The sequence below is a fragment of the Arthrobacter sp. Soil763 genome (assembly GCF_001428365.1).
Lineage (GTDB): Bacteria > Actinomycetota > Actinomycetes > Actinomycetales > Micrococcaceae > Arthrobacter.
This window is the reverse complement of sequence record NZ_LMSH01000002.1, coordinates 243,384-268,594: the sequence shown is the minus strand read 5'-3', so window position 1 is coordinate 268,594 and position 25,211 is coordinate 243,384. Positions and strand designations below refer to the sequence as shown.

The window sequence follows — 25,211 nt, the reverse complement described above, 5'->3', positions numbered from 1 at the left end:
GCCGTCGGCGGTCAGGACCTAGGCGAAGGTGCGGCCGGTCAGCTTTTCGTACGCTTCGACGTAGCGGCTCCGGGTGCGGTCGACGACGTCGGCGGGCAGCGCCGGCGGCGGCGTTTCGGAGGACCGGTCCCAGCCGGACTCGGCCGAGGTCAGCCAGTCCCGCACGTACTGCTTGTCGTAGGACGGCTGCGCCTTGCCGGGCTCATACGTGGCCGCGTCCCAGAACCGGGAGGAGTCCGGCGTCAGGACCTCATCGCCGAGGGTGATGACGCCGGTCGACGGATCCACCCCGAACTCCACCTTCGTGTCCGCCAGGATGATGCCGCGGCCGCGGGCGATCTCCTCGGCTTTGGTGTAAATGTCCAGGGTGAGCTCCCGCAGCCGTCCCGCGATGTCCTCGCCCACGAGCTCCACGACGGCGTCGTACGTGATGTTCTCGTCGTGCTCCCCCACCTCGGCCTTGGCCGAGGGCGTGAACACGGCGTCGGCGAGGCGTGAGCCGTCCACCAGCCCGTCCGGCAGCGGAATGCCGCAGACGGTGCCGGACTCCCGGTATTCGACAAGCCCGGAGCCGGTCAGGTAGCCGCGGGCGATGCACTCGACCGGGAACATCTCCAGCTTCTTGCAGATCATCGCGCGCCCCTCGACCGCGGCGGGCACGCCGCCGTCGACCGTGGCGGCGAGGACGTGGTGCTCGACGCCGAGCTGCTCGAACCACCACAGGCTCAGCTGGGTGAGGATGCGTCCCTTGTCGGGGATCTCGCTGGCCAGCACATGGTCGTAGGCGCTGATCCGGTCGCTGGCCACCACCAGGACACAGTCGTGCCCGATGCGTTCGGTGATGGAGCTGTCCGCGGGGACGTAGAGGTCACGGACCTTCCCGGAGTAAACGTGCTTCCAGCCCGGCAGTTCAGGGGCCGCGGTCGCCAGGCCGGCTGCGGTGCCGGCGGAGTCGGGGGTGTTCATGCCTGGGCCTTCGCTTTCGCGGCGGCGACAGCCGAAGCTGCCCCCGGCGCCGTTACCTTGATTTCGCCGCGGGCGGCCTTGCCTCCGATGTCGGTGCGGAACTGGCTGCCCTCGAGCTGCACCAGTTCGACGCCGTCGTACGCCCGTTCCCGGGCCTCGACGAGGTCCGCCCCGAGCGCGACGACGGCGAGGACGCGGCCGCCGGCGGAGACGACCTTGCCCTCGTCGTCGAGCCTGGTGCCGGCGTGGATGACGTGCACGCCCTCGATCGCCTCTACTTTCTTGAGCCCGCGGATGCGGTCCCCGGTGCGGGGCGTGCCCGGGTAGTTCTCGGCGGCGACGACGACGGCGACGGCCGATTCCTTGGACCAGCGGAGCGGCTGGACCTTGTCCAGCTCGCCCTTGGCGGCGGCCATCAGCAGCCCGCCGAGCGGCGTCCTGAGCCGCGCCAGGACCGCCTGGGTTTCCGGATCGCCGAACCGGACGTTGAACTCGATGACGCGGGTGCCGCGGGACGTCAGGGCCAGGCCGACAAACAGCACGCCCACGAACGGGGTGCCGCGGTGGGCCATCTGGTTCACGGTGGGCTGGGCGACGCGTTCGATCACTTCGTCCACGAGATGCTCGGGCGCCCAGTCCAGCGGGGTGTAGGCGCCCATGCCGCCGGTGTTGGGGCCCTCGTCATTGTCGTAGATGCGCTTGAAATCCTGCGCGGGGGAAAGTGCGACGGTGTTGGTGCCGTCGCAGAGCACGAACAGCGACACCTCGGGGCCGTCGAGGAACTCCTCGATCACCACGGAAGCGCCGGCGTCGAAGCAACTCTGGGCGTGGGCCAGCGCCTCGTCGCGGTCGCGGGTGACGACGACGCCCTTGCCGGCGGCCAACCCGTCATCCTTGACCACGTAGGGGGCACCGAAGGTATCGAGGGCGTCCGCGGCTTCCTCGGGGGTGGAGGCCACGCGGGCCATGGCCGTGGGGACGCCGGCCTCGGCCATGATGTCCTTGGCGAAGGCCTTGGACGCTTCGAGCTGCGCGGCGGCCTTGCTGGGGCCGAAGACCGGGATCCCGGCCTTACGGACCGCGTCCGAGACCCCTGCGGCCAGCGGCGCTTCCGGACCGACGACGACCAGGTCGACGGCGAGCCGGGTCGCCAGCGCTGCGACGGCGTCGGGATCGTTGGCGTCGATGGCGTGGGTGGGGACCAGCTTGCTGATACCGGCATTGCCCGGGGCGGCGTGGACCTCCGAGACGTTCGGGTCGGCGAGCAGGGATCGGACAATGGCGTGTTCGCGGCCGCCGGGGCCGATGACAAGTACCTTCACACTTCCCAAGGGTACGTGGTGGACCTTGCAGGCTCCTAAGCTGTGACTCCCACCGGACATGCCCATCGCTGGGCGTGAGGGGTGGGCATAACGCTCTATGCCCACCCCTGCGCCACGGGATTGGGCATGCCCAATCTTGGTCCAGCCACAGCCCCGTTGCAGGACCGGGCATGCCCATCCGCCCGCACGTCCGCTCCGAATCCCCGGTATGACAACGCCCAGCACCCGGAAGCCCGGCACCACCCCGAAGCGCGGGAAGCGGTCGGCGCTGACCGGCCCCGCCGCTCTTGCCGCACTGGCCGGTGTGGTCTCGGCCGCCGTCGTGCTGGCCGTCGCGGAACTGGCCGGCGCGTTCTTTTCGTCCCGCGCCACGCCGCTGGTGGCACTGGGCTCGACCTTCATCGACTTCACGCCGCCGTGGCTGAAGGATTTCGCCATCGCGACCTTCGGCACCAACGACAAGGCCGCCCTGTTCGTGGGCATGGGGCTGACCATCCTGGTGCTGGCCTGCGTGCTGGGCATCGTGGCGTACCGGAAGTGGATCCTCGGCGCCGCCGGCGTGCTGTTGATGGGCGCCGTGATCGTGGCCAGCGTAGTGACCCGGGCCGGCGTCTCACCGCTTGACGCCCTGCCGTCGCTGCTGGGCACCCTGGCCGGGCTGCTGGTCCTCCGCTTCCTGATCGGCAAGCTGTGGCGGCTGGACGAAACCCAAAGCGCACCCAACCACGGTGCAGCGGCGCACGGCGACGCGTCGCACGGCGGCGCGGCACCGGAGACCCGCCCCGCGACCACCCGCCGGGCCTTCTTCACCGCCACCGGCATCACTGCCGCAGCCGCCGCAGCCGCAGCCACGGGCGGACGGCTCCTTGGGGCCGCCCGCAGCAACGTGGCAGCCGCGCGCGACGCCCTCAAACTCCCCGCCCCCGCCAAGCCGGCCCCCGCCGTTCCCGCCGGGGTGCAGTCCACAACGCCGGGTGTCACCCCGTGGCTGACCCCGAACAAGGACTTCTACCGGATCGACACCGCGCTCAGCGTGCCGGAAGTCGATGTGCAGTCCTGGGAGCTCCGGGTCCACGGCATGGTGGAGCAGGAGGTGCGCCTGACCTTCCAGGACCTGCTCGACGCTCAACTGATCGAATCCCACGTCTCACTGACCTGCGTCTCCAACCCGGTGGGCGGCAACCTGGCCGGCAATGCCAAGTGGCTGGGCATGCCCATCCGTGACGTGCTCAAGATGGCCCGGCCGACGGCGGGAGCGGACATGGTCCTGTCCACCTCGGTCGACGGTTTCACCGCGTCGACGCCGCTCGAAGTCCTCCAGGACGGCCGCGACGCGATGCTGGCCATCGGCATGAACGGCGAAGCACTGCCGCTGGAGCACGGTTATCCGGTGCGCATGGTGGTCCCCGGCCTTTACGGTTTCGTCTCGGCCACCAAGTGGGTGGTGGACCTGGAGGTGACGAGGTTCGCCGACAACAAGGCCTACTGGACGGAACGCGGCTGGTCCGAGCGCGGCCCGATCAAGACCATGGCCCGGGTGGAGGTGCCCAAGTCCTTCGCCAAGGTCCCCGCCGGGAAGGTTGCCCTCGGCGGCACGGCCTGGGCGCAGACCCGCGGCATCACCAAGGTGGAGGTCCAGATCGACGACGGCCCGTGGACCGCTGCCGTGCTGGCGGCCGAGGCGTCCGTGGTGACCTGGCGGCAGTGGTCCTACGAGTGGGAGGCCGCGCCGGGCCCGCACTACATCAAGGTGCGCGCCACCGACGGCACCGGAGAGCTCCAGACCGACCAGCGCGCCGATCCCGTGCCCGACGGCGCGTCGGGCTGGCAATCCATCATGGTGACCGTGGAGGAGCTAACCCGGTCCGGAGGCCCGCGCACCATAGACTGGCAGCATGCCTTTGAACCCGCATGCGACCTTCACCGTTGACTCCGCCGTCGAACTGGCAGTGCTGGAACGCAGCGGCTTCGTCGAGTCACGGCATATCGGCTCCGCCGTCGTGCTCGCAGCCGACGGCAACGTCGTCACGGAGCTTGGCGACATCACCACGCCGGTCTTTGCCCGCTCCACCCTCAAGCCCCTGCAGGCCCTCGCCTCCATGCAGTCGGGCGTCCCCTTGCGCGGCGCGCAGGTGGCGATCGCCTGCGGCAGCCACGTCGGGTCCCTCGACCACATGGATGTGGTGGAAGGCATGCTGAAGGCTGCCGGCGCCAAGGAGGACCAGCTGCAGTGCCCGGCAGCGTGGCCGGAGGACGAAACGGCACGGACCTGGCTGGTCCAGACCGAGCGCGGGAAGTCGCGGCTGGCCTTCAACTGCTCCGGGAAGCACGCGGCCTTCCTCTGGGCCTGCACGGAGAACGGCTGGGACACCCACAGCTACCTTGAACCGAACCACCCCCTGCAGCAGCGCATCCGGTCCGTGATCGAGGAGTACTGCGGCGAACCGATCGCCCACCTCGGCATTGACGGCTGCGGCGCCCCGGTGGCCGCCGTCTCCCTCACCGGCCTGGCCCGCGCCTACTCCCGGCTGGCCAAGGCGCCCGGTGACAAGAACTCCAACGCCCGCGCCGCGACGATCGCCACCTCGATGCTGGACTACCCCTGGGCGGTGCAGGGCCGGGGCCAGGCCAACACGATCGTGATGGACGACCTGGGGATCATCGCCAAGATCGGCGCCGAGGGCGTCCTGGTCATGGCCACCCCGCAGGGCGTCTCGGTCGCGATCAAGGTCCTCGACGGCAGCATCCGCGCCACCACCCTCGTGGGCCTGACCCTGCTCGCGGCCGCGGGCGCCGTCGACATCCCGGAGGTCTCCAGCGTGCTGGACAAGGTTGTCGAACCGGTGCTCGGCGGCGGCCGGCCGGTCGGCAAAATCCGCCTGGGCAGCGCCGTGTCGGCGCTGCTGGACTAGCCGTGGCAGTCCCCAGGCGCCGCATCCCGGTGGACGAGGGCAGGGCGGCGCTGGCCGCCTGGCGGGACGCCGCTGCAGCCGAAGCGGGAACCACGCCGCCCCCGGTTCCCCGCGCCACGCTCGCGACGGCGGTGCGCTATTCGCTCGAAGAGGTCGCCACCCGTGCCCCCGGGAACTCCGTGGAGGTCCGCGTGCCCCCGTTCGGGGTGACCCAGTGCATCGAGGGCCCGCGCCACACCCGCGGCACTCCCCCGAATGTCATCGAGTGCGACGCCGCCACCTGGCTCGCCATGGTGACCGGCCGGCTCCGCTGGGCGGACGCCGTCGACGCCGGCCGGGTCGCCGCGTCAGGGCTCCGCGCCGATCTGTCGGGGCTACTTCCGCTGTAGCGCCACGGGGAGGGTTCAGCCCCGTCCGAGGAACGGCATCCCGGCGGCGGTGACGACGAGGGAGCCGACATTGGCCGAGGCCGGCATGCCGGCCATCAGCACCACGGCGCGCGCCGCGTCCTCCACCGGGAACGTCGGCTCCGTCCGGCGGCTGCCGTCAGGCTGAAGTGCCCCGGCACCGACCCCGATCGCATCCATCAGTTCCGTGGCGGCGTTGCCGATGTCGATCTGGCCGCAGCTGATCCCGAAGGGCCGGCCGTCGAGGTCGATGCTCTTCGTCAGTCCCGTGATCGCGTGCTTGGTGACGGCATAGGCCACGCTGCGGGGCCGGGGCGAGTGGGCGGCAATGGAGCCGTTGTTGATGATCCGGCCGCCCTGGGGTGACTGCGCCTTCATGGCCCGCACCGCGGCGGCCGCGCAGAACAGCGAGCCGGTCAGGTTCACGGCGAGGGTGGCTTCCCAGTCGGCCACGCTGATCTCGTCCACCGAGGCGGCTGGGCCGAACACGCCGGCGTTGTTGAACAGCACATCCACCCTCCCCCACTCTTCCACGGTCACGGCGAACAGCCGCTCGACGTCGTCGGGCCGGGTGACGTCGCAGGGCACCGCGAGGGCTTGGGCATGGCCGGCCCCGGTCTCCAGCAGGGGCGCTTCCCGCCGGCCGGCGAGCACCACGCGGTAACCCTCCGCCAGCAGAAGCCGTGCCACCGCCCGGCCGATCCCGGAGCCGGCGCCCGTCACAACGGCGACCTTGGCGGGATGGTGCTGGCGTGTCATGGGGTCCTCCTGGGCTGGCGGGTGCTGTGCGGTCCCGCCAGCCTATGCCGAGAGGGCAGTTCGCGGCAGTGTCCCGCACCGGCATTGCCGCGAACTGCCAACTCGCCGCACCGGCACTGCCTTGTGTCTTGGACGTAAAGTGAAGCGTGGCAACCACCGCGGGCGATGTCCTGCTGGCATATCTGGACCAGCAGCTGGACGAGCTGCGCCGGCACGCCCCCGGCGTCCTGGCGCACCAGCCCGAGGCCGTGCACCAGATGCGGGTGGCGGCGCGGCGGCTCCGTTCCCTACTCGCCTCCGGCGCACCGCTGTTCGAGGACGACGCCGCGAAGCCGCTCCGCGACGAGCTGCGCTGGCTCTCGGCGCTGCTGGGGGCCGCCAGGGACCCAGCGGTGGTCCGGGAACGGCTGGAGTTCCTGCTGGCCGGTGAGCCCGAGCCGCTGCGCGGAATGGCCGGACCGGTCTCTGAGCGGATCGGCGAGGACCTCGGCGCGGCAGCTGAGGAGGGATTCGAGGCAGCCGTTGCAGCCCTCGGGGGCGGGCGCTACGCCGGGCTGCTGGCAGCGCTGGAGCGGTACCTGGCGGATCCGCCGCTCACTGCCCGGGCGGCGGAAGCTCCCGCCCGGCGGCTCCGGAAGCTGGTGGCAAAGGACAAACGGCGGCTGCGCAGGCGCGCCGCCGGCCTTCCGGGGAAGGACGCAGACGACGGCGGAGCCCGGGATGCCGGCCTGCACGAGATCCGCAAGGCAGCGAAACGGCTGCGCTACTCGGCCGAGTTGGCGGCCTCATTGCCCAAACGCACCGGGAAGAAGCACGCAGGCAAGAAGCGGCGCCGGACTGCCAAACGGACAGCGAAGTCCGCGCGAAAAATCCAGCAGTTGTTGGGGCTGCACCAGGACAGCGTGGTGGCACGGCAGCGGCTGGCGGAGCTGTCCCGCCGGGCCCGGGACAGCGGCGGGAACGCCTTCACCTACGGACGGTTGCACGCAAAGGAGGAGGCCCTGGCGGCCGCCGCCGAGCGGGACTTCCTGGACTTCTGGAACTCGTCGTCTAGGCCGGCACTGGGCGGGTTGAGGACAAAACAGCCACCACGCTAGCGGCCCACCGGCCGCTACCCGCCGCCCGGGAACACGCGGCACGGACTGCGCGGCCGGTCGCCCGGGCGTAGCGCCCGCGGGTCAGCGCACCACTGTGCGGTGGCCGGCATCCAAGCGCCGGGTCCAACCGCGCGAGTCAAGATGCTCCAGCAGTGGAACCGCGATCCGGCGGGTGGTGTCGAGCGCCTGCCGGGCCTGGCTGGTGGTGAAGGGCTGGTCCAGGCGGGCCAGTGCACGCATCGCAAGGGCCGGTGCGGAGGGCAGGAGCACCACCCCGTCCCGTAACCGCAGCAGACGCCCGGCGCGCTCGGCGGCGGCCAGTTCACGGCTACCCAGGCGCAGCGTGGCCAGGTCGTCGGCCTCCGGGGCGTGGAATGGGTCCGCAGCCAGCCGGCGTTCGATCTCGGCGACGGCGGGCTCGGCGGCGCCGAGGTCGTCGCGGCTCCCGGGCACCCGGACGTGTCCGGCGGCGGCCTCCAGGGTCGCTCCCTCGATCACGTGAGGCAACAGCCGTTCGTCCGGCAGGCTCAGCAGGCCGGCCGCGGCTCCCATGGAGAGCCCGGGGGCCAACGGGTCCCGTTCCCGCAGCTCCTCGACGGCCGTCCGCAACCGCTGCTGCCACGTTTCGAGGACCGGGGCGTGCACCCACCAGTCCCCCATGACATGGATGTCGTCGAACCCTGCGGGGTCCTGACCGGTCAGCAGCCCCAGCCGCCTCAGGTGATCCTCCCGGACCGCCCCGCGGGCCGCGACCGCCCCGGCGAGGTCGCCTGCGGGGTCCATCGCGGCGAGCCGCCGCGCCCACTTGGCCCCGTCGCCGCGGCGCAGCAGTTCGGGCGGGTCGGCGTCGAGGATGCGGGCGCCGCCCAGGACGGAGTGCCGCCCGGGATCCCGCAGGACCAGCCGGTCCCCCAGCACCAGGGGCAGGGCCCGGTCGAGGACCAGACGGGCAAGGTCGGCGCCGAAGGGACGCAGCCGGGCCGGCACCGCGGCGGTTCCCACGTGCACCATGATGTTCTCCGGCACCTCCGTGTACTCCAGGCCTGAGGCACGCTGGATGCCGACGACGGCGGTGGTGGGCCAGGCGTCCGGGGTCACCAGGACGTCGCCCCGGTGAATCTCGGCGGGGCCGACGTCGCGAAGGTTCAGGGCCACCCGGCTGACCGGTTCAACGGAGGTCCGCGCGGTGTCGCAGCTTTGCAGCCCGCGGATGGCCACCGGCCGCTCGGTGGCGTCGCCCAGCAGCATCAGCCGGTCGCCGCGGGCCAGGGTTCCGGCGGCGAGGGTCCCTGTCACCACGGTCCCGGAGCCGGTGATGGTGAAGGACCGGTCCACCCAGAGCCGCACCCGTCCGGTCAGGGCTGGCGCCGGCACCCGGGCGAGGACGTCGTCGAGCGCGGCGCGCAGGTCGCCCAGCCCGGTTCCGCCGATGGCGGAGACGGCGACGGCGGGAGCGTCGCGCAGGCCGGTTCCGGCCAGCTCGGCGCGGGCCCGGGCCAGAACCTCGGCGCGGCGTTGCTCCGTGGCCCGGTCGGACCGGCTCAGGACGATCAGGCCGTGCTCGATGCCGAGGGCCACGACGGCGTCCCGGTGGTCACCGGACTGGGCCTGCCAGCCCTCGTCGGCGGCCACCACGAAGCAGACCACGGGCGCCGGGCCGATGCCGGCGAGCATGTTCCCGAGGAAGCGCTCGTGTCCCGGGACGTCGACGAAGGCCACGTCCCGGCCGGAGGGCAGCGTAGTCCACGCATAGCCCAGGTCGATGGTCAGTCCGCGGCGGCGTTCCTCTTCCCACCGGTCCGGTTCCATCCCCGTGAGGGCACGGACCAGTGTGCTCTTGCCGGAATCAACGTGCCCGGCCGTGGCGATGACGTGCATAATTCAGGCTGCGCCCCCGGCGTCGGCGGCCGCAAAATGTGACTGCGCGTGGCGGACGGCGTCGAGGATCCGGTCGTCGTCGGCGGCGGGCACGCAGCGGAGGTCGATCAGGCAGGCGCCGTCGTGCACGCGCGGCAGCACGGCCGGGGTGCCGGTGCGCAGCGGCCCGGCGAGCCGCTCCGGCAGCCGCAGGGCCCAACCCGGCAGGGGCACGCCGGGGGCGCCGCCGCCGCCGACCCTGCCGTCGTGGGCCACGACCGGGACGCCGAGGGCCGCGGCGAGCCTGTCGGTGCGCCGGCGCAGCTCCTCGACGTCGGCGTGCAGGGCCTGGGACACGGGCGTGGCTCCGCCGGTGAGGGTGGCTTCGAGGGCGGCGAGGGCGAGTTTGTCGGCGCGGACCGCCCGGGCCAGGGGATGCCGGGCCAGCCGCTCGATGATCTCCTTGCGGCCCAGCAGCAGGCCCGCCTGGGGGCCGCCCAGCAGTTTGTCGCCGCTGGCGATGACGACGTCGGCGCCGGCCAGCAGCGCGGAGGTTACGTCCGGCTCGTCCGGCAGCAGCGGGTCGTGCGTCAAGAGTCCGCTGCCGAGGTCGGCCACCAGGGGCACGCCGCCGGAAACGGTCAGCCGGCTCAGTTCGGTCAGCGGCACGGCGGAGGTGAACCCGTCAACCCGGAAATTGCTGGGGTGCACCTTGAGCACACACCCTGTCTGCGGTCCCAGGGCGTCCGCATAGTCGGCCAGGTGCGTCCGGTTCGTGGTGCCGACCTCCCGGAGCACCGCGCCGGTGGACTCCATCAGGTCCGTAAGGCGGAAGCCTGCGCCGATCTCGACCAGTTCGCCGCGGCTCAGGACTACGTCCTTGCCGGCCGCCAGGGCGGTGGTGGCCAGGACGAGTGCGGCCGCTCCGTTGTTGACCACCAGGGCGGCCTCCGCCGCGGGGCAGGCGGCAAGCAGGGCCGCCCGGGCGCCCGCTCCCCTGCTGGAGCGGCTTCCGTCCTGAAGGTCGATTTCGACGTCGACGTAGCCGCTGGCGGCGACGAGGGCTTCCTTCGCGGCGTCCGAGAGCGGCGCGCGTCCGAGGTTGGTGTGGACGATAACGCCGGTGGCATTGAGCACCGGCCGCAGGGTGGTTGCCCGGCGGGCGTTCACCGCCGCCGTCAGCGTCGGTTCCACCAGGTCGGGGGCGAGTTCGCCGCGCCGGGCCTGGTCCTGGACGTCCCGGACCAGCTCGCGGATGACATGCCCGCCGAGCCGCCGGGCGGCCTCCCGGACGGCGGCCAGGGCGAGAAGGTCGTTCGTCCGCGGAATGAATCGCCGGGGGTCGATCTGGTCCACGGTCCTCCTCGGCCGGCGGCAGTGACGCCTGAAGTTGGCGGTGGCGGACGGGAATCGAACCCGCCAGGCCGAGATGCTCGGCCGCACCGGTTTTGAAGACCGGGGGGCCCACCAGGACCCGGACGCCACCGCGCCTCAATATAGCAGGGTTGCCTTGGGGGTACGCTGGGCGGGTGACCGAGGCTCAGACAACCATCCCGGAGCCGGAGGAGGGCGCCGCGCCCATCCGGCTCACAGGCTTTGCCCACGGCGGAGGATGCGCCTGCAAAATCCCGCCGGGCGAACTCGAGGACGCCGTCCGCGGCCTGATCGGTCACCCCGGGCCGGAGGTGCTGGTCGGGCTGGACAGCGGCGACGATGCCTCAGCCGTCCTGGTCCGCGAGGACCTGGCGGTGCTGACCACGGCCGACTTCTTCACTCCCGTGGTCGATGACGCTTACGACTGGGGCCGCATCGCCGCGGCCAACGCCCTGTCCGACATCTACGCCATGGGCGGCCGGCCCGTGACAGCCATCAACCTCCTCGGCTGGCCGCGTGGTGTGCTGCCGATGGAACTCATGACAGAGGTGCTCCGCGGGGGCCTGAGCGTCGCCGCCGAGGCGGGCTGCCCGGTGCTGGGCGGCCACTCCATCGACGATCCGGAGCCCAAATACGGCATGGCCGTCACCGGCGTCGCCCACCCGGATCGGTTGCTGCGCAACGACGCCGCCGAGCCCGGACTGCCCATCACGCTGACCAAGCCCATCGGCGTCGGGTTGCTCAACAACCGCCACAAGCAGACCGGCGAGATCTTCGCCGAGGCGATAGAGACGATGGCGCGGCTCAACCGCGACGCCTCCGACGCCGCCGTCGCCGCCGGGGTCAAGGCGGCCACCGACGTCACCGGCTTCGGCTTGTTGGGACACCTCTACAAAATGGTCCGCGCCTCCGGGATCGGCGCCGTCATTGACCTGCAGTCCGTCCCCCTGGTGGACGGCGCCCGGGAGGCGCTCCGCGACGGATTCGTCTCCGGCGGCACCAAGCGCAACCTCGACTGGGTGCGCGCCCACCTCGACGCCGACGCCGGGATCACGGAGGATGACCTGCTGCTGCTGGCGGACGCGCAAACCTCCGGCGGCCTGCTCGTGGTGGGCGAGGTGCCCGGCTACCCGGTGATCGGCCAGACGACGGCGGGCCAGGGCATCCGGATCAGCTAGTCCTGGGCCGCGGGTCGCCGGGGCCGGGTCACCAACTGTCGGGTGATCGGCAGCGGGCGGGTCAGCTGCCGGTGGTAATGGCGTCGCCGGTGACGCCGGCGGCCCGCCGTGCCGCCAGGCGCCGCTTCTGCGGTTCGATCGTGTAGCGGGGATCCTTGGCCGAGGCGAGCCCGGCCTCGAACACGCCGAAGCGGGTCAGTGCCGAGCCTGCCAGCAGCGCCAGTCCCGACGCCGCCGCGACCGCCCGGTTCCGGCCTCCAAGCAGGGTGCCCAGACCCCCGGCCAGGACAAGCCGCTCGCTCCACTTCAGCATGGTGCCGGCCTTGCCTTGGTGCAGGGGCTCCGCGGCCACCGGATCCATGCCCCGTTCCATGATCTTCATCGCCACCACGTCCCCGACCACGCCGAGCAGCGCGAGGCTCCGCGCGGGCCCGGCCTCGCGTACCGGCGTTGTCACCATCGCGAGCCCCGCGGAGGCCAGGCTGGCCGAGCTGACGAACACGAACGGCAGTTCCCCGTGCATCTCGTTCCAGGTCGGCGTGGCAGTGTCGCCCAGCAGGACGGCCGTGTAGGCCGCCAGCGGTCCCGCGAAGACAGCGGCCTCGAGGCCGGCCGGGCCTTCGACGGCGCGGAGGACGCCCCGCAGCGGTCCCAGCGGCAGCCGCTCGCCGCTCATCCGGTCGATCTCCGCAACGGCAGCCACGCCGGCTCCCGCGCTGAACGCGCTGAGAATCCAGGAGCCGACGCTCATCGGCGAGGTCACCTTGAAGGTCCGCAGCATGTTCAGGAAGCGCTCCGGGCGCCCGAGGTCTTTGACCAGGGCGGCCGCGCCGAGGCCAACCGCCCCCAGGGCACTGAGCCGGGCGTTGCGCCGCAGCGTCGGCCGTCCGGTCAGCTGGCCGCCGGCGCCCAGCAGTGCCGAGCCCGCGGCGACGCCGCCGAGGAACAGGTAGGCGGCGACGTCGTCACCCCAAGGCGCCGGCTTGACCACCGGACGGCCGTAATACGAGGTGAACTCCGGCTCCGGCACCATCGGCATTTCGCGGGAGCCATCACCGTTGTCCCTGCGCCGCCCGGGCCCGCGCTTGCCGCCGCGGCGGCGTCGGGCGGGTTCGGCGGGACGGAAGCTGTCGAATTCGGAAAGCGTCACTCGCGTCCTCCCAGGAACGCCACCGCGGCGGCGACTGCCATGCCCGCTACAGCCATGCCGGCCCGCCGGTACATCTTCGGCAGATCGGCTGTAGGCACCCGCGGGTCCGGCGGAAGCCCGTAGACCTCGGGTTCATCCAGCAGCAGGAAGACCGAACCGGTTCCGCCGACGCCGTCGTTCTCGTTGGCGCCGTAAAGCCGGGCCTCGGTCATGCCCTGGCCGTGCAGGGTGGCGACCCGTTCCTTGGCGGTCTCCACCATGTCGTCGTGGTCGCCGAACTTGATCGACGTGGTCGGGCAGGCCTTGGCGCACGCGGGCGTCTCGTCGGCCACCAGCCGGTCGTAACACAGGGTGCACTTCTGCGCGACGCCCGCGTTGGGGACGTCGGCGTGCTTGGCGTGCTGTTCCTCCCTGCTGGCGGCAACCTTCACGGTGCCGTTGCTGCGGCGCTCGATCACGCCGAAGGGACACCCGGCCACGCAGGTTCCGCAGCCGTTGCAGACGTCGTCCTGGACCACGACGGTGCCGAACTCGGTGCGGAACAACGCTCCGGTGGGGCAGACGTCGAGGCATCCGGCGTGGGTGCAGTGCTTGCAGACGTCAGAGGACATCAGCCAGCGGAAGTCCGCCGTGTCCGGCGGGGTGGTATCGGCGTCCGCGAGGTCCGCCACGCTGGGTGGGGCCGGCGGACCGATGCGCGGCATGCCAAGGCTGACCAATGCGCGGCCTGATTCCCGGGCCTCAGCAATGCGTTCCTGGCCCTGTTCGATGAAGGCGACATGCCGCCAGGTGCTGGCACCCAGCGACCCGGTGTTGTCATAGGAGGACCCGAGCAGCTCGAGGTTTCCGTCCTGCGGGTTGTGGTTCCACTCCTTGCAGGCAACTTCGCAGGCCTTGCAGCCGATGCAAATCGATGTGTCGGTAAAGAACCCCTTGCGCGGATGGTTGTGCTCCCAGTGGGCATCGGCGGTGGGGTCGGTCGGTCCGGTCAGCTGGCCCATTCGGTCCTCCAACGTCGGGTCGGTGTCCGGGGCGCGGCGGTGAACCGCCGCGCCCCGGACCGGGCATAATGTGCTGCGTTCGAGGCAGTTTCCGGGGCGCGGGTCACGGCGTCGGCCCGCCCGGGTGTTCGCCCTCGGCGGGATCGGTCACCGTGCGGTTCCCGGTCTCCACCGTGAGCCCGGCACGCTCCTGGTACTCGGCGACGAGCGCCAGGAGCTCCGGTCCCCGCGGCCTGCGCCCGGGGCGGATGTCGCAGGAGGCCACCTTCGATTCCTGGATCTGGACGTTGGGATCGAGGGTGACGCCCAGCAGGTCGTTGGCGGCGTCGCCGCTGACGACGGCGCTGTTCCCGACGCCCCAGTGGTACGGCAGCCCGATCTGGTGCACTGTGTGGTCACCCACGGTCAGCGGCGTCATCCGCTCCGTGACCAGCACCTTCGCCTCGATGGCCGATCGCGCCGAGATGATGGTGGCCCACCCGTAGGGCTCCAGTCCGCGCTCGGCGGCCAGTTCGGGTGAGACCTCGCAGAACATCTCCGGCTGCAGTTCGGACAGGTACGGCAGCCAGCGGCTCATGCCACCGGCCGTGTGGTGCTCGGTGAGCCGGTAGGTGGTGAACACGTACGGGTAGACGTCTGTGCCCGGGCTGCCGGCGCTGGGCGCGCTGAGGTTGTCCTTGCGGGGGTACTTCAGGCGTGCCGGGCTCTGCTGCTGCGGGTACAGCCGGTTGGCGACGGGCGATTCCTGGGCCTCGTAGTGGGTCGGTAGCGGACCGTCCACGAGGCCCTTCGGCGCGAACAGCCAGCCCTTGCCGTCGGACTGCATGATGAACGGATCGTCCCCGCTGAGCGCGGCCGGACCGCCCACCGACGGATCGGGTTTGCTGCCGGGGGCCAGGGTCGGCGGGAAGTCGGGGACGTCTTCGCCGACCCACTTGCCCTGGTCCTCGTCCCACCAGATGTATTTCTTGCGTTCGCTCCAGGGTTTGCCGGCCGGATCGGCGGAGGCCCGGTTGTACAGGATCCGTCGGTTAGCCGGCCATGCCCAGCCCCACTCCGTGGCTGCGGGGCCCTGTTCCTGGCCCGGCTTCCGGTTGGCGGCGTGGTTGATCCCCTCAGCGTAGACACCGGTGTAGATCCAGCAACCCGCCGTCGTGGAACCGTCGGCGCGGAGCTCGGTGTAGGCGGAGAGGGGCTTGCCCGCGTCGGGACCGGTCAGGTGCCGGCCGTTGATTTCGGCCAGAACCGATTCGGGGTCCGGATCGCCGTGGTCGTCCGTGGGGTAGTCCCACGTCAGGTCCAGCAGCGGCCGGTCCCGTTCGTCCTGGGAACCGGCAAGCTTCTCCCGGATCAGGTGCCCCAGTTCGTAGAAGAACTGGAGCTCGCTCTGGCACTCGCCCGGCGGGGCCACCGCCTGGTGGCGCCACTGCAGCAGCCGCTGGGTCTGGGTAAAGGACCCGGCCTTCTCCACGTGGGTCGCCGCCGGCAGGAAAAAGACCTCGGTCTCAATGTCCTCGGAGCGCAGTTCCCCGGATTCGATTTCCGGGCCGTCCTTCCACCAGGTCGCCGACTCGATCATGTTCAGGTCGCGGACCACGAGCCACTTCAGGTGCGACATGCCCAGGCGCTGCATCCGTCCGTGGGCCGAGCCGACCGCAGGATTCTGGCCGAGCAGGAAGTAGCCTTCCACCTCGTCCCGGAGCATGCTCATGACGGTCTCATAGGTCCCGTGCGCACCAGTCAGGCGCGGCAGGTAGTCGTACGCCCAGTCGTTGTCCGCCGTCGCGGCGTCACCCCACCATGCCTTGAGCAGGCTGATGGTGTACGCGTCGGCGTCGGCCCAGAATCCCTTCTGGTTCTTCGAGGCGTTCGCCTTGAGGTACTCCTCCAGGGTGTCGTGCCGCCCGGCGCTGGGCATCGGCAGGTAGCCGGGCAGCAGGTTGAACAGCGTCGGAATATCGGTAGAGCCCTGGATGCTGGCGTGGCCGCGCAGGGCCATGATTCCGCCGCCGGGGCGTCCCACATTCCCCAGCAGCAGCTGGAGGATGGCGGCGGCGCGGATGAACTGTGCTCCCAGGGAGTGCTGGGTCCAGCCCACGGCATAGGCGAAGCAGGTGGTCCGGTCGCGGCCGGAGTTCTCCGTGATGGTCTTCGCCAGGTAGGCAAAGTCCGCTTCGCTGATGCCGCACATGTCGCGCACCATCTCCGGGGTGTAGCGGGCGTAGTGCCGCTTCACGATCTGGAAGACGGTCCGGGGGTCCTGGAGCGTGTCGTCCCGCAGCACCTCGGCGTGCTCAAGGGGCGGGCCGCCGCTGCCGAAAGTATCACCGGAGGCCCGGGCGCCGGCCTCTGCGCCGTGCTCAGGACCCGCCGGCTCGCCGATGGCGCCTTCGTCAGCCTCATCGTAGGCCCAGGACGAGTTGTCGTAGGCGCCCTTCTCCGGATCGAAGCCCGAGAACAGGCCGCCGAGGTCCTCGGCATCGCGGTAATCCTCATGGACCAGCGTGGCCGCGTTGGTGTACGCGGTCACGTACTCCTTGAACCACAGGTCGTTGGCAATGACGTAGTTGATGAGGGCGCCAAGAAGCACGACATCGGATCCGGCCCGGATCGGCAGGTGCTTGTCAGCAACCGCCGAAGTGCGCGTGAACCGGGGGTCAATGTGGATGACCTTGGCTCCGCGTGCCTTGGCCTCCGCCACCCACTGGAATCCGACCGGATGGCACTCGGCCATGTTGGATCCCTGAATGATGATGCAGTCGGCGTTGGCCATGTCCTGCAGTGATTGCGTTGCACCACCGCGTCCAAACGAGGCTCCCAAACTGGGAACCGTGGCGGAGTGTCATATACGGGCTTGGTTCTCCGTCTGTACCGCCCCGGCGGCGGTGAAGAGCTTCTTGATCAGGTAGTTCTCTTCGTTGTCCAAGGTGGCGCCGCCGAGAGAGGCGATGCCCATGGTGCGCCGCAGCAGGCGGCCCTCGTCGTCTTCCTGCTGCCAGGTCCTGCGCCGGCTTTCGATGAACCGGTCGGCGATCATGTCGACGGCGGTGGAAAGGTCCAGCCGTTGCCATTCCTTGGCACGCGGGGCACGGTACAGGACCTTGGTTTGCCGGCCCGGCGAGTTGACCAGCTGTTCGCTGGCTGAGCCCTTGGGGCACAGCCGGCCGCGCGAAATGGGCGAATCGGGGTCGCCCTCGATCTGGACAACCTTCTCGTCCTTGACGTAGACGCGCTGTCCGCAGCCGACCGCGCAATAAGGGCAGACGCTCTGCACGACGCGGTCCGCAGTGGCAGTGCGCGGGGCGATCGCCCGGGTCCGAGGCGAGGTAACCGACGGCCCGCGGCCCAGCAGGTCGCCCGTGCTCAGCTGCCGAACAACCGGCCATTGAAGAAAACTTCGCGGTGCCATTTCAGGAGCATATCCCAATCCAGGAACGAGTGACAGGACAGGCTTTCGTCATGTCCGCCCCCGTTTCCTACGTGTATTCACGGGCAGTCTCGCTGCCGGCCGGCCCCCCGGGGGGACCGGCCGGCAGCGGCACCGCTACGGCTTGAGGACGACCTTGATGCAGCCGTCCTGCTTCTTCTGGAACTTCTCGTACATGGCCGGAGCCTCGTCCAGGCCGACCTGGTGGGTGACCAGGTCCATGACGCCGAGGGGATCGGCGTCGGCTTCCACCAGCGGCAGCAGATCCTCGGTCCAGCGCCGCACGTTGCACTGGCCCATCCGCAGCTGGATCTGCTTGTCGAACATGTGCATCAGGGGCATCGGGGTCGCGCTGCCGCCGTAGACTCCGCTCAGCGAAACGGTGCCGCCGCGGCGGACCGCATCCAGCGCCGTGTGCAGGGCGGACACCCGGTCCACTCCGACGGTCTCGAAGGCCTTCTGTGCCAGCTTGTCCGGCAGCAGCCCGGCCGCGTGCTGGGCGAAGGCAGCCACGGGCGAATCATGGGCCTCCATGCCGACCGCGTCCACGACGGAGTCGGCGCCGCGGCCCTGGGTCATCTCGCGCAGCTCATCGGCCACACCCTTGGAGAAGTCGAGGGTTTCGACTCCGTGCCGCTCCGCCATCGCACGGCGCTCCGGCACCGGGTCCACGCCGATGACGCGCAGCCCGAAGTGCTTGCCGAGCCGGGAGGCGAACTGGCCGACAGGCCCAAGGCCCATCACCGCGAGGGTGCCCCCCTTCGGCACGTCTGCATACTTCACGCCCTGCCAGGCCGTGGGCAGGATGTCCGAGAGGAACAGGTAGCGCTCGTCCGGGAGGTCGGCGCCCACCTTGATGGGACCATAGTCCGCGTGCGGCACGCGCAGGTACTCCGCCTGGCCGCCGGGGACGGACCCGTACAGTTCGGAGAAGCCGAAGAGCGACGCGCCGGAGCCCTTCTCCTTAACCTGCGTCGTCTCGCACTGGGACTGCAGGCCCTGGTCGCACATGTAGCAGTGGCCGCAGGAAATGTTGAACGGGATAACCACCCGGTCGCCCTTGGAGAGATTGGTGACCGCGCTGCCGACTTCGACGACGACGCCCATCGGCTCGTGGCCGATGATGTCCCCCTTGTGCATGTACGGGCCGAGAGTCTCATACAGGTGGAGGTCGGAGCCGCAGATGGCGGTCGACGTGATGCGCACAATCGCATCGGTGGGTTCCTGGATCACCGGATCGGGGACGTTCTCCACGCTCACGGAACGCTTGCCCTGCCATGTAAGTGCCTTCATTTGCTGCCTTTCGGTTGCGGTCTGGAGGGAAAATTTAGGGGCGGAACGGGGGCCGGATGCCGGGGTGCCGGCTAGCGGACGCCGGCGGCCAGCGTTCCGATGGCGCTGCCGGCGAGGTTCTCCAGCAGGGCCCGGGGGCTTTCATAAACCTCTGCGGCTCCGGCTTCACGGAGCTCGGCCTCGCTGGTGCCACCGCAGCTCAGCCCGATGGCGGGGATATCGAGGGCGGCGGCCGCGTAGATGTCCCAGACGCTGTCGCCGACATAGACGGCACGGTCGGCCGGCACGCCGAGCGCGGCCAGGGCGGCGGCGAGGATGTCCGGGGCCGGCTTGCTTTCCTTGGCATCGGCGGAGCTGGTGGCGGCGTGGATGTAGGCGTCCGCGTCAATGGTGGAGCGCAGCATTTCCAGGTCGCGGTCCCGCGCCGAGGACGCCAGGGCCACCCCAAGGCCGGAATCGAAGCACTGGGCCAGCAGCTCGCGGGCGCCGTCGAGCCGGCGCAGGGAGGGCCAGAAGGTGGAGAACACCGCGGCGTGCGAGGCCATGATGGTCGGGTCCTGGTCGGGATCGCGGTCCGCGGGCAGGAGCCGGTCCAGGATCCGGTCCCCGCCCATGCCGACGGCGCGGTGGATGGAGGCCATCGTCACGTCGTAACCGGCCTGGCGGAAGGCCTGCCACCACGCGAGGGTGTGGATGTAGGACGAGTCCACCAGGGTCCCGTCGACGTCGAAGAGGACCGCTGCGCGGTGTTGCACGGCCGGCACGTCAGTGATGCGCCCGCGTGCGCTTGGTGGCCGCGAGGGTACTTCCGCCGGAAAGCGTGGAGCTCCGGCCCGCGCCGGTGGTCCGCCGTTTGGCCAATGCGGCCATCACGGCGGGCTGGCCGTCGCCGCTCCGGTCCCTGACCAGCCCGGTGCCGGCGATTTCCCGAGCCTGGGCGATCCCGGCCACGGCCGCACGCTTGGTGGGAAAGGTGACCGAGACAGCCATCAGGCCCCCGGCTGCGTCCATCATCCGAATCCGGTACCCGCCGTCGGGCGCATCGACGAGCTCGAAATATCCAGCCATTGCATACTCCTTCAATCCTGCACCCCGCCTGGGGATATTAGTAAGTATACTTATCGAAGCTCTGGAGAAAAGCCCGGCTGATTCCCGGCGCTGGTTCCCGGCGCAGGACCGGCCCGGTCAGTGGGCCGCCGCGTTCAGCTGGACGGCGCTGCGCACCAGGGCGAAGTGGCTGAACGCCTGGGGCGTGTTGCCCAGCTGCCGGGCGGCGTGGACGTCCCACTCCTCGCTTAGCAGGCCGACGTCGTTGCGGAGCGCGAGCAGCCGTTCGAACAGCTCCCGGGCCTCCCGGCGCCGGCCGGCCCCCAGCAGCGCCTCGACCAGCCAGAACGAACAGGCCAGGAAGACACCCTCGCTGCCGGGCACGCCGTCGTCGCTCTGGTCCGTCCGGTAGCGCAGCACAAAACCGTCCTGGCTAAGCTCCCGCTGGATGGTCTCGATGGTGCCGACCACCCGCGGATCATCCGGAGGCAGGAACCCGACCCGCGGGATGAGCAGCAGGCTGGCATCCAGTTCCGGCCGGCCGTAGGACTGCACAAAGGTGTTGCGGCCGGAGTCGAACCCGTGGGCCATAACGTCGGCGTGGATGCGGTCGCGGAGGGCTTCCCAGCGGTCCGCCGGCCCCGGCAGCCCGAAGTCCCGGACCCCCTTGACCATCCGGTCGGCCGCCACCCAGGCCATCACCTTGGAGTGCGTAAAGTGGCGGCGCGGCCCCCGCATCTCCCAGAGCCCGTTGCCCGGCTGGTCCCAGGCCGTCTCCAGATGCTCCATCAGGGCCACCTGGACGTCCCAGGCGTCATCGCCGTCCTGCAGCAGCGAGCTCCGGGTCAAGGCCAGGCAGTCCAGCACCTCGCCCCAGACGTCCAGCTGCAGCTGCCCGGCCGCACCGTTCCCGATCCGCACCGGCGCGGATCCCTCGTACCCGGCCAGCCAGTCGAGCGTCGCTTCCGGAAGCCGGCGTTCGCCGTGGAGCCCGTACATGATCTGCAGATCTGCCGGGTCGCCGGCCACCGCACGCAGCAGCCAGTCCCGCCAGGCCGCGGCTTCGGCCGAATAGCCCGCGCCCAGCAGCGCCTGCAGGGTCAGGGTCGCGTCCCGCAACCAGCAGAAGCGGTAGTCCCAGTTCCGTTCCCCGCCCAGCTCCTCCGGCAGCGAGGTGGTTACCGCCGCGACGATCCCTCCGGTCGGCGCGAACGTCAGCGCCTTGAGCGTGATCAGCGAGCGCAGCACGGCGTCCTTGTACGGGCCGGTGATCCGGCAACGGGCCGCCCACTCTTTCCAGAAGGCCTCGGTGGTGGTGAGCACGGCCTCGGGGTCGATGCGGCGGGGGCGGCCCAGGTGGCTGGGCGACCAGGTCAGGACGAAGGGGACCCGCTCCCCGGCCTTGACGGTGAACTCGCTGACGGTCTGCAGGTGCTCCCCGCGCAGCGGCGCACCGGTGACCAGGTAGGCGGCGTCGGGACCGGCCACGGCGTGGATGCCGTGTTCGTCGTGCCGGACCCACGGGACGATGTTGCCGTAGTCGAACCGCAGCGTCAGCTCCCCGCGCATCCGCACGGTCCCGTGCACGCCCACGACGATCCGCACCAGGTCCGCCGCACCGTCGCGGGGCGGCATGAAATCGATAATCCTGACCCTGCCGTCGGGGGTTTCCCATTCGGTTTCCAGGATCAGGGTGTTGCGGCGGTAGCGCCGGACGGTGCATTCGCCGCCGTCCGCCGGCGCCAGCAGCCAGCGGCCCGCGCCGGGGCTGTCCAGCAGCGCATTGAAGCATCCCGGCGAGTCGAACCGGGGCAGGCACAGCCAGTCGATGGAGCCCTCGGTACTGATCAGGGCGGCGGTATGCAGGTCGCCGATCATTGCGTAATCCTCGATGCGTGCCATGGCTCTTACAGTGCCACATCCGCCCCGCGGCGCTAGGATCCCTTCATGCCGGAACAGCAATCCGGGTCGGCGCACATCGGCACCAGCGGCTGGAGCTACGACCACTGGGAAAACGTGCTCTACCCGCCGGGACTGCCTGCGAAGGACCGGCTGTCCCACTACGCCTCCCGGTTCAGCACGGTCGAGCTGAACGCGAGTTTCTACCGCTGGCCGCGGGAGAGCTCCTTCGCTGGCTGGCAGCGCCGCCTCCCCCCGGGTTTCGCCATGTCCGTCAAGGCCCCGCGCGGCCTCACCCACGGCAAGAAGCTGTACGGCCCCGAAGCCTGGGTAGAGCGGATCACCCGGGGCTGGCACGAGCTCGGCGACAAGCGCGCGGTGCTGCTGGTGCAGCTGCCGCCGGACTTCGCCCGCGACGACGCCCGGCTGGAGTATTTCCTGGCCGCCCTGCCGGAGTGGATCCGCGTCAGCGTCGAGTTCCGCCACGCCAGCTGGGACCACCCGGAGGTGTACGAGCTGCTGGAGCGGCACCGGGCCGCCTACTGCGTCATGAGCGGGGCGCAGCTGCCCTGCATCCTCCGGGCCACCGCCCCGTTCGTCTACCTCAGGCTGCATGGACCGGACCGGGAACACCTGTACGCGGGCTCCTACTCCGAGGCCGACCTCCGCTGGTGGGCGGAGCGGATCCGGGAGTGGCAGGAGGGCGGGCGGGAGGTCTACGCGTACTTCAACAACGACGGCGAAGGCAACGCCGTGCGCGACGCCTTTCGGCTGCGGGAGCTGCTGGGCGTCAGCCGACGTGACAGCTGAGGTGGCGGCTGACGGGCCGACGCAAACGACGGCCGCGGCCGTCTGCTGTGGGAGAGTGGAGGCATGAAAATGGCGTCGCAGGATTCCCCGCAGGAACGGCCGGACCCGAAGGTCTCCGGCAGCCAGGCCTTCCGTCTGGCCCACCTGGTCTCGGACACGGTCAACCACCTGAGGCTGAAGCTGGCCAGGCGCTGGAACTTCAGCCCCCAGACGATCGCCTACCAGGGCTATGGCTCCACCGAGTGGGTCCGGGTGCTGGGCCGCGTGGTGCTCACCAGCAAACCGGCCGCGGGCAGCCGCGCGGAGCGGGCGGCGCAGAACGGCAACCAAAACGTCCGCGGGTGGCGGGCCTTCACGTCCGTTCCGATCCAGTTCGTCGAGGTGGACATCGAGATCGGCGGCGTCACCACCCGGGTGCATGCCGACCGCGGCGGCCTGGTGGACACCGTGGTGCCGGTCTCGCTGGCGCCGGGCTGGCACACCGCGGTGCTGCGCGCCGACGGGACCGAGGCCGCGGAGGCAAGGATCTACGTCATCTCCCCGGACACCCCGCTGGGCATCGTCTCCGATATTGACGACACCATCATGGTCACGGCCCTCCCCCGCCCGTTCCTGGCCCTGTGGAACACCTTCGTGCTCAACGAGCGGGCCCGGATGGCGACTCCGGGGATGGCCGTCCTGATGGACCGGCTGCTGGTGGAGCACCCCGAGGCGCCGGTGATCTACCTTTCGACCGGGCCGTGGAACGCCGCCCCCACCCTGGCCCGCTTCATCACCCGCAACATGTATCCGACCGGGACCCTGCTGCTGACCGACTGGGGCCTTACGCACGACCGCTGGTTCCGCAGCGGCCAGGACCACAAGCGCCGCAACCTGGAGCTGCTGGCCCGCGAATTCCCGAACATGCGCTGGCTGCTCTTCGGCGACAACGGCCAGCACGATGAGGCCATCTACTCACAGTTCGCACGGGACCACGGCGACCGGGTCGCGGCGATCGGCATCCGCCAGCTCTCCACCAGCGAGGCCGTGCTGGCCGGCGGGCACTCCGAGACCGGGGACCACACCGATACACGCGTGCCCTGGATCTACTCCCCGGACGGCGCCGGCATGGCCGCCCGGCTCGAGGAGCTGGAGCTCCTCTAGCCGGCGGCTGTTCCGGCGGCCGCGTCGGGCGCAGCCCCGCTGCCGGCGCCCTCGACGTCGGCGGCTTCCGGCGCGGACTCCGCGCCCCCGCCGGCTGCGGGCACGGGAGCACCGGCCACGGCGGCGCCCTGCTTCCGGGCCGCCATCAGCTCGCGGAGCCAGTAATAGGATGCCTTGGGCGTACGGGCCATGGTGTCCCGGTCCACATGGATCAGGCCGAACTGCTGCTTGTACCCGGCGGACCATTCAAAGTTGTCCAGCAGCGACCACACGTAGTAGCCGCGCAGCTCAATCGATTCTGCGGTGCCGCCGGGAGAGGTCGCTTCGATGGCGGCGCCGATGTGCTCGGCGAGGTACCGCACGCGGCGCTCGTCGGGGACGATCAGCCGGCCGTCGGCGTCGTGGATTTCCAGGTCCTCGAAACTGGCGCCGCCCTCGGTGATGTAGACCGGCGGCAGTTCCGGGTAGCGTTCGGCCATTTCCGCGAGCGCCACGGCCATGTAGTCCGGTTTGATCGGCCAGCCGTAGGCGGTGATCTCGGTGTCGGGGAAGCTCTGGATGTGGAACGGCGTTCCGGACCCTCCGCCGTTCAGATCGTTGCCCATGGCCTCGGCCATGCCCTTGGGCACGGTCCCCTCGCCCGGGCCCGCCGCCACCCGGGTGGGCATGTAGTAGTTCAGGCCGTAGAAGTCCAGCGGCTGGGAGATCAGCTCCATGTCCTCGCTGGACGGGCTGAACGAGGAGAAGAATGTCGCGGCCCGGATCGCGTCCGGGTACTTGCCCAGCAGCACCGGGTCCGCGTACAGCCGGTTCTGGGCCATGTCCATCAGCCCGGCGCTGACTTTGTCCAGGGGGTTGCCGGAGGCGGGGACCATGGGTGAGTAGACATTGGTCAGCCCGATCTCCCCGGGCACCTTCGCGGCCCGCAGCGCCTGCATCGCCAGCCCGTGGCCGAGCAGCTGGTGGTGGACGCTTGGCAGCGCCTTGAGCATGTGGGCCTCCCCCGGGGAGTGCACGCCCAGCATGTAGCCGTTGGCGCTTACCGTGGCCGGTTCGTTGATGGTCACCCAGCGCGCCACCCGGTCCCCGTACGCGGCGGCGGCGATCGCGGCAAACTCCCCCAGCCGGTAGGCGGTATCGCGGTTCATCCAGCCGCCGGCCTCGTCCAGTTCGAGCGGCGTGTCCCAGTGGTACAGGGTGGCCATCGGGGAGATCCCGTTGGCCAGCAGCAGGTCGATCAGCCGGTCGTAGAAGTCCAGGCCCTTGGGATTGACCGGGCCGCTGCCGCCGGGCTGGATCCGGGGCCAGGACAGCGAGAACCGGTAGGAGTCGATCCCCAGTTCCTTCATCAGCGCCACGTCTTCGGGCATCCGGTGGTAGTGGTCACAGGCAATTGCGGGACTGTGGTCGTTGACGATCGATCCCGGCGTGGCTGCGAAAACGTCCCAGCCGGAGGGCCCGCGCCCGTCCTCGTCCAGCGCCCCCTCGATCTGGAAGGCGGCGGTCGCCACGCCCAGGGTGAACTCGGGCGGCAGCAGAGCGGCCAGATCGTGGGCGGAAGCGTTCATT

20 protein-coding genes and 1 tRNA gene are annotated in these 25,211 nt (G+C 70.6%); 7 read left to right on the top strand and 14 right to left on the bottom strand.

Features of this window, described 5'->3' with window-relative positions; genetic code table 11:
• Positions 1-18 precede the first annotated feature (18 nt).
• A complete protein-coding gene (locus ASG71_RS04830; RefSeq protein WP_056737575.1) occupies positions 19-966 on the bottom strand; it encodes a phosphoribosylaminoimidazolesuccinocarboxamide synthase in 948 nt (315 codons plus the stop codon).
• Positions 963-2,288, bottom strand: coding sequence for a phosphoribosylamine--glycine ligase (gene purD / locus ASG71_RS04825; RefSeq protein WP_056737574.1), 1,326 nt, complete (start codon positions 2,286-2,288; stop codon positions 963-965). Before purD ends, ASG71_RS04830 begins: the two co-directional genes overlap by 4 nt.
• A 208-nt stretch (positions 2,289-2,496) precedes the next feature.
• Between purD and ASG71_RS04820 the strand changes: the two genes are divergently transcribed.
• From ASG71_RS04820 to ASG71_RS04810, 3 genes are read left to right on the top strand one after another with little or no spacing between them, the layout of a single operon-like run.
• On the top strand, positions 2,497-4,218 hold the full coding sequence (locus ASG71_RS04820) for a molybdopterin-dependent oxidoreductase (RefSeq protein WP_082574876.1): 1,722 nt from the start codon (positions 2,497-2,499) through the stop codon (positions 4,216-4,218).
• Complete coding sequence (locus ASG71_RS04815; RefSeq protein WP_056737573.1) at positions 4,184-5,200, top strand: asparaginase; 1,017 nt, start codon at positions 4,184-4,186, stop codon at positions 5,198-5,200. The genes ASG71_RS04820 and ASG71_RS04815 overlap by 35 nt, the downstream gene beginning before the upstream one ends.
• 2 nt (positions 5,201-5,202) lie before the next feature.
• Positions 5,203-5,589, top strand: a complete 387-nt coding sequence (locus ASG71_RS04810) for a sterol carrier family protein (protein ID WP_056737572.1) — start codon at positions 5,203-5,205, stop codon at positions 5,587-5,589.
• Positions 5,590-5,604: 15 nt separating this feature from the next.
• Here ASG71_RS04810 and ASG71_RS04805 read toward each other — a convergent pair whose 3' ends face one another.
• On the bottom strand, positions 5,605-6,366 hold the full coding sequence (locus ASG71_RS04805; RefSeq protein WP_056737571.1) for an SDR family oxidoreductase: 762 nt from the start codon (positions 6,364-6,366) through the stop codon (positions 5,605-5,607).
• Positions 6,367-6,512: 146 nt separating this feature from the next.
• Between ASG71_RS04805 and ASG71_RS04800 the strand changes: the two genes are divergently transcribed.
• Positions 6,513-7,463, top strand: coding sequence for a CHAD domain-containing protein (locus tag ASG71_RS04800; protein ID WP_056737570.1), 951 nt, complete (start codon positions 6,513-6,515; stop codon positions 7,461-7,463).
• An 81-nt stretch (positions 7,464-7,544) separates the two neighbouring features.
• On the opposite strand, the gene selB is transcribed toward ASG71_RS04800, so the two are convergent.
• The 3 genes from selB to ASG71_RS04785 all read right to left on the bottom strand — a co-directional run bounded on the left by selB (position 7,545) and on the right by ASG71_RS04785 (position 10,806).
• Positions 7,545-9,341: a selenocysteine-specific translation elongation factor gene (selB, locus tag ASG71_RS04795; RefSeq protein WP_200947939.1), complete on the bottom strand. Its 1,797-nt coding sequence runs from the start codon at positions 9,339-9,341 to the stop codon at positions 7,545-7,547.
• Between the two features lie 3 nt (positions 9,342-9,344).
• Positions 9,345-10,676 (bottom strand): L-seryl-tRNA(Sec) selenium transferase, encoded by a 1,332-nt coding sequence (selA, locus tag ASG71_RS04790; protein WP_056737568.1) that lies wholly within the window; start codon positions 10,674-10,676, stop codon positions 9,345-9,347.
• A 35-nt stretch (positions 10,677-10,711) separates the two neighbouring features.
• Positions 10,712-10,806, bottom strand: a tRNA-Sec gene (locus ASG71_RS04785).
• A 64-nt stretch (positions 10,807-10,870) separates the two neighbouring features.
• Between ASG71_RS04785 and selD the strand changes: the two genes are divergently transcribed.
• The gene (gene selD, locus ASG71_RS04780) at positions 10,871-11,872 is read left to right on the top strand and encodes a selenide, water dikinase SelD (RefSeq protein WP_414826658.1); all 1,002 of its coding nucleotides are present in this window, start codon (positions 10,871-10,873) and stop codon (positions 11,870-11,872) included.
• 61 nt (positions 11,873-11,933) lie between these two features.
• On the opposite strand, the gene nrfD is transcribed toward selD, so the two are convergent.
• From nrfD to ASG71_RS04740, 7 genes are all read right to left on the bottom strand, one after another.
• The gene (gene nrfD / locus ASG71_RS04775) at positions 11,934-13,022 is read right to left on the bottom strand and encodes an NrfD/PsrC family molybdoenzyme membrane anchor subunit (RefSeq protein WP_056737566.1); all 1,089 of its coding nucleotides are present in this window, start codon (positions 13,020-13,022) and stop codon (positions 11,934-11,936) included.
• Positions 13,019-14,023 (bottom strand): 4Fe-4S dicluster domain-containing protein, encoded by a 1,005-nt coding sequence (locus ASG71_RS04770; protein ID WP_056737565.1) that lies wholly within the window; start codon positions 14,021-14,023, stop codon positions 13,019-13,021. The genes nrfD and ASG71_RS04770 overlap by 4 nt, the downstream gene beginning before the upstream one ends.
• 103 nt (positions 14,024-14,126) lie before the next feature.
• The gene (gene fdh, locus ASG71_RS04765) at positions 14,127-17,432 is read right to left on the bottom strand and encodes a formate dehydrogenase (protein WP_235563932.1); all 3,306 of its coding nucleotides are present in this window, start codon (positions 17,430-17,432) and stop codon (positions 14,127-14,129) included.
• Between the two features lie 135 nt (positions 17,433-17,567).
• Positions 17,568-18,743 (bottom strand): zinc-dependent alcohol dehydrogenase, encoded by a 1,176-nt coding sequence (locus tag ASG71_RS04755; RefSeq protein WP_056737562.1) that lies wholly within the window; start codon positions 18,741-18,743, stop codon positions 17,568-17,570.
• Between the two features lie 71 nt (positions 18,744-18,814).
• On the bottom strand, positions 18,815-19,498 hold the full coding sequence (locus tag ASG71_RS04750) for an HAD family hydrolase (RefSeq protein WP_235563931.1): 684 nt from the start codon (positions 19,496-19,498) through the stop codon (positions 18,815-18,817).
• Positions 19,499-19,508: 10 nt separating this feature from the next.
• Positions 19,509-19,811: a YegP family protein gene (locus tag ASG71_RS04745; protein ID WP_056737560.1), complete on the bottom strand. Its 303-nt coding sequence runs from the start codon at positions 19,809-19,811 to the stop codon at positions 19,509-19,511.
• Positions 19,812-19,928: 117 nt separating this feature from the next.
• The gene (locus tag ASG71_RS04740) at positions 19,929-21,692 is read right to left on the bottom strand and encodes a glycoside hydrolase family 15 protein (protein ID WP_056737559.1); all 1,764 of its coding nucleotides are present in this window, start codon (positions 21,690-21,692) and stop codon (positions 19,929-19,931) included.
• A gap of 45 nt (positions 21,693-21,737) precedes the next feature.
• Here ASG71_RS04740 and ASG71_RS04735 point away from each other — a divergent pair, with 45 nt between their 5' ends.
• Positions 21,738-22,499, top strand: coding sequence for a DUF72 domain-containing protein (locus tag ASG71_RS04735; RefSeq protein ID WP_056737558.1), 762 nt, complete (start codon positions 21,738-21,740; stop codon positions 22,497-22,499).
• 63 nt (positions 22,500-22,562) lie between these two features.
• A complete protein-coding gene (locus ASG71_RS04730) occupies positions 22,563-23,642 on the top strand; it encodes an App1 family protein (protein ID WP_056737557.1) in 1,080 nt (359 codons plus the stop codon).
• Here ASG71_RS04730 and ASG71_RS04725 read toward each other — a convergent pair.
• Positions 23,639-25,210, bottom strand: a complete 1,572-nt coding sequence (locus ASG71_RS04725; protein ID WP_056737556.1) for a glycoside hydrolase family 1 protein — start codon at positions 25,208-25,210, stop codon at positions 23,639-23,641. The two genes, ASG71_RS04730 and ASG71_RS04725, sit on opposite strands and share 4 nt — an antisense overlap.
• Between the last annotated feature and the right edge of the window lies 1 nt (position 25,211).

What these genes read in the sequence shown, in the direction of transcription:
- ASG71_RS04830 (WP_056737575.1), bottom strand. Translation starts at nt 966, where the DNA reads ATGAACACCCCCGACTCCGCCGGCACCGCAGCCGGCCTGGCGACCGCG.
- ASG71_RS04820 (WP_082574876.1), top strand. Translation starts at nt 2,497, where the DNA reads ATGACAACGCCCAGCACCCGGAAGCCCGGCACCACCCCGAAGCGCGGG.
- ASG71_RS04815 (WP_056737573.1), top strand. Translation starts at nt 4,184, where the DNA reads ATGCCTTTGAACCCGCATGCGACCTTCACCGTTGACTCCGCCGTCGAA.
- ASG71_RS04805 (WP_056737571.1), bottom strand. Translation starts at nt 6,366, where the DNA reads ATGACACGCCAGCACCATCCCGCCAAGGTCGCCGTTGTGACGGGCGCC.
- selB (WP_200947939.1), bottom strand. Translation starts at nt 9,341, where the DNA reads ATGCACGTCATCGCCACGGCCGGGCACGTTGATTCCGGCAAGAGCACA.
- ASG71_RS04770 (WP_056737565.1), bottom strand. Translation starts at nt 14,023, where the DNA reads ATGGGCCAGCTGACCGGACCGACCGACCCCACCGCCGATGCCCACTGG.
- ASG71_RS04755 (WP_056737562.1), bottom strand. Translation starts at nt 18,743, where the DNA reads ATGAAGGCACTTACATGGCAGGGCAAGCGTTCCGTGAGCGTGGAGAAC.
- ASG71_RS04745 (WP_056737560.1), bottom strand. Translation starts at nt 19,811, where the DNA reads ATGGCTGGATATTTCGAGCTCGTCGATGCGCCCGACGGCGGGTACCGG.
- ASG71_RS04740 (WP_056737559.1), bottom strand. Translation starts at nt 21,692, where the DNA reads ATGGCACGCATCGAGGATTACGCAATGATCGGCGACCTGCATACCGCC.
- ASG71_RS04735 (WP_056737558.1), top strand. Translation starts at nt 21,738, where the DNA reads ATGCCGGAACAGCAATCCGGGTCGGCGCACATCGGCACCAGCGGCTGG.
- ASG71_RS04730 (WP_056737557.1), top strand. Translation starts at nt 22,563, where the DNA reads ATGAAAATGGCGTCGCAGGATTCCCCGCAGGAACGGCCGGACCCGAAG.
- ASG71_RS04725 (WP_056737556.1), bottom strand. Translation starts at nt 25,210, where the DNA reads ATGAACGCTTCCGCCCACGATCTGGCCGCTCTGCTGCCGCCCGAGTTC.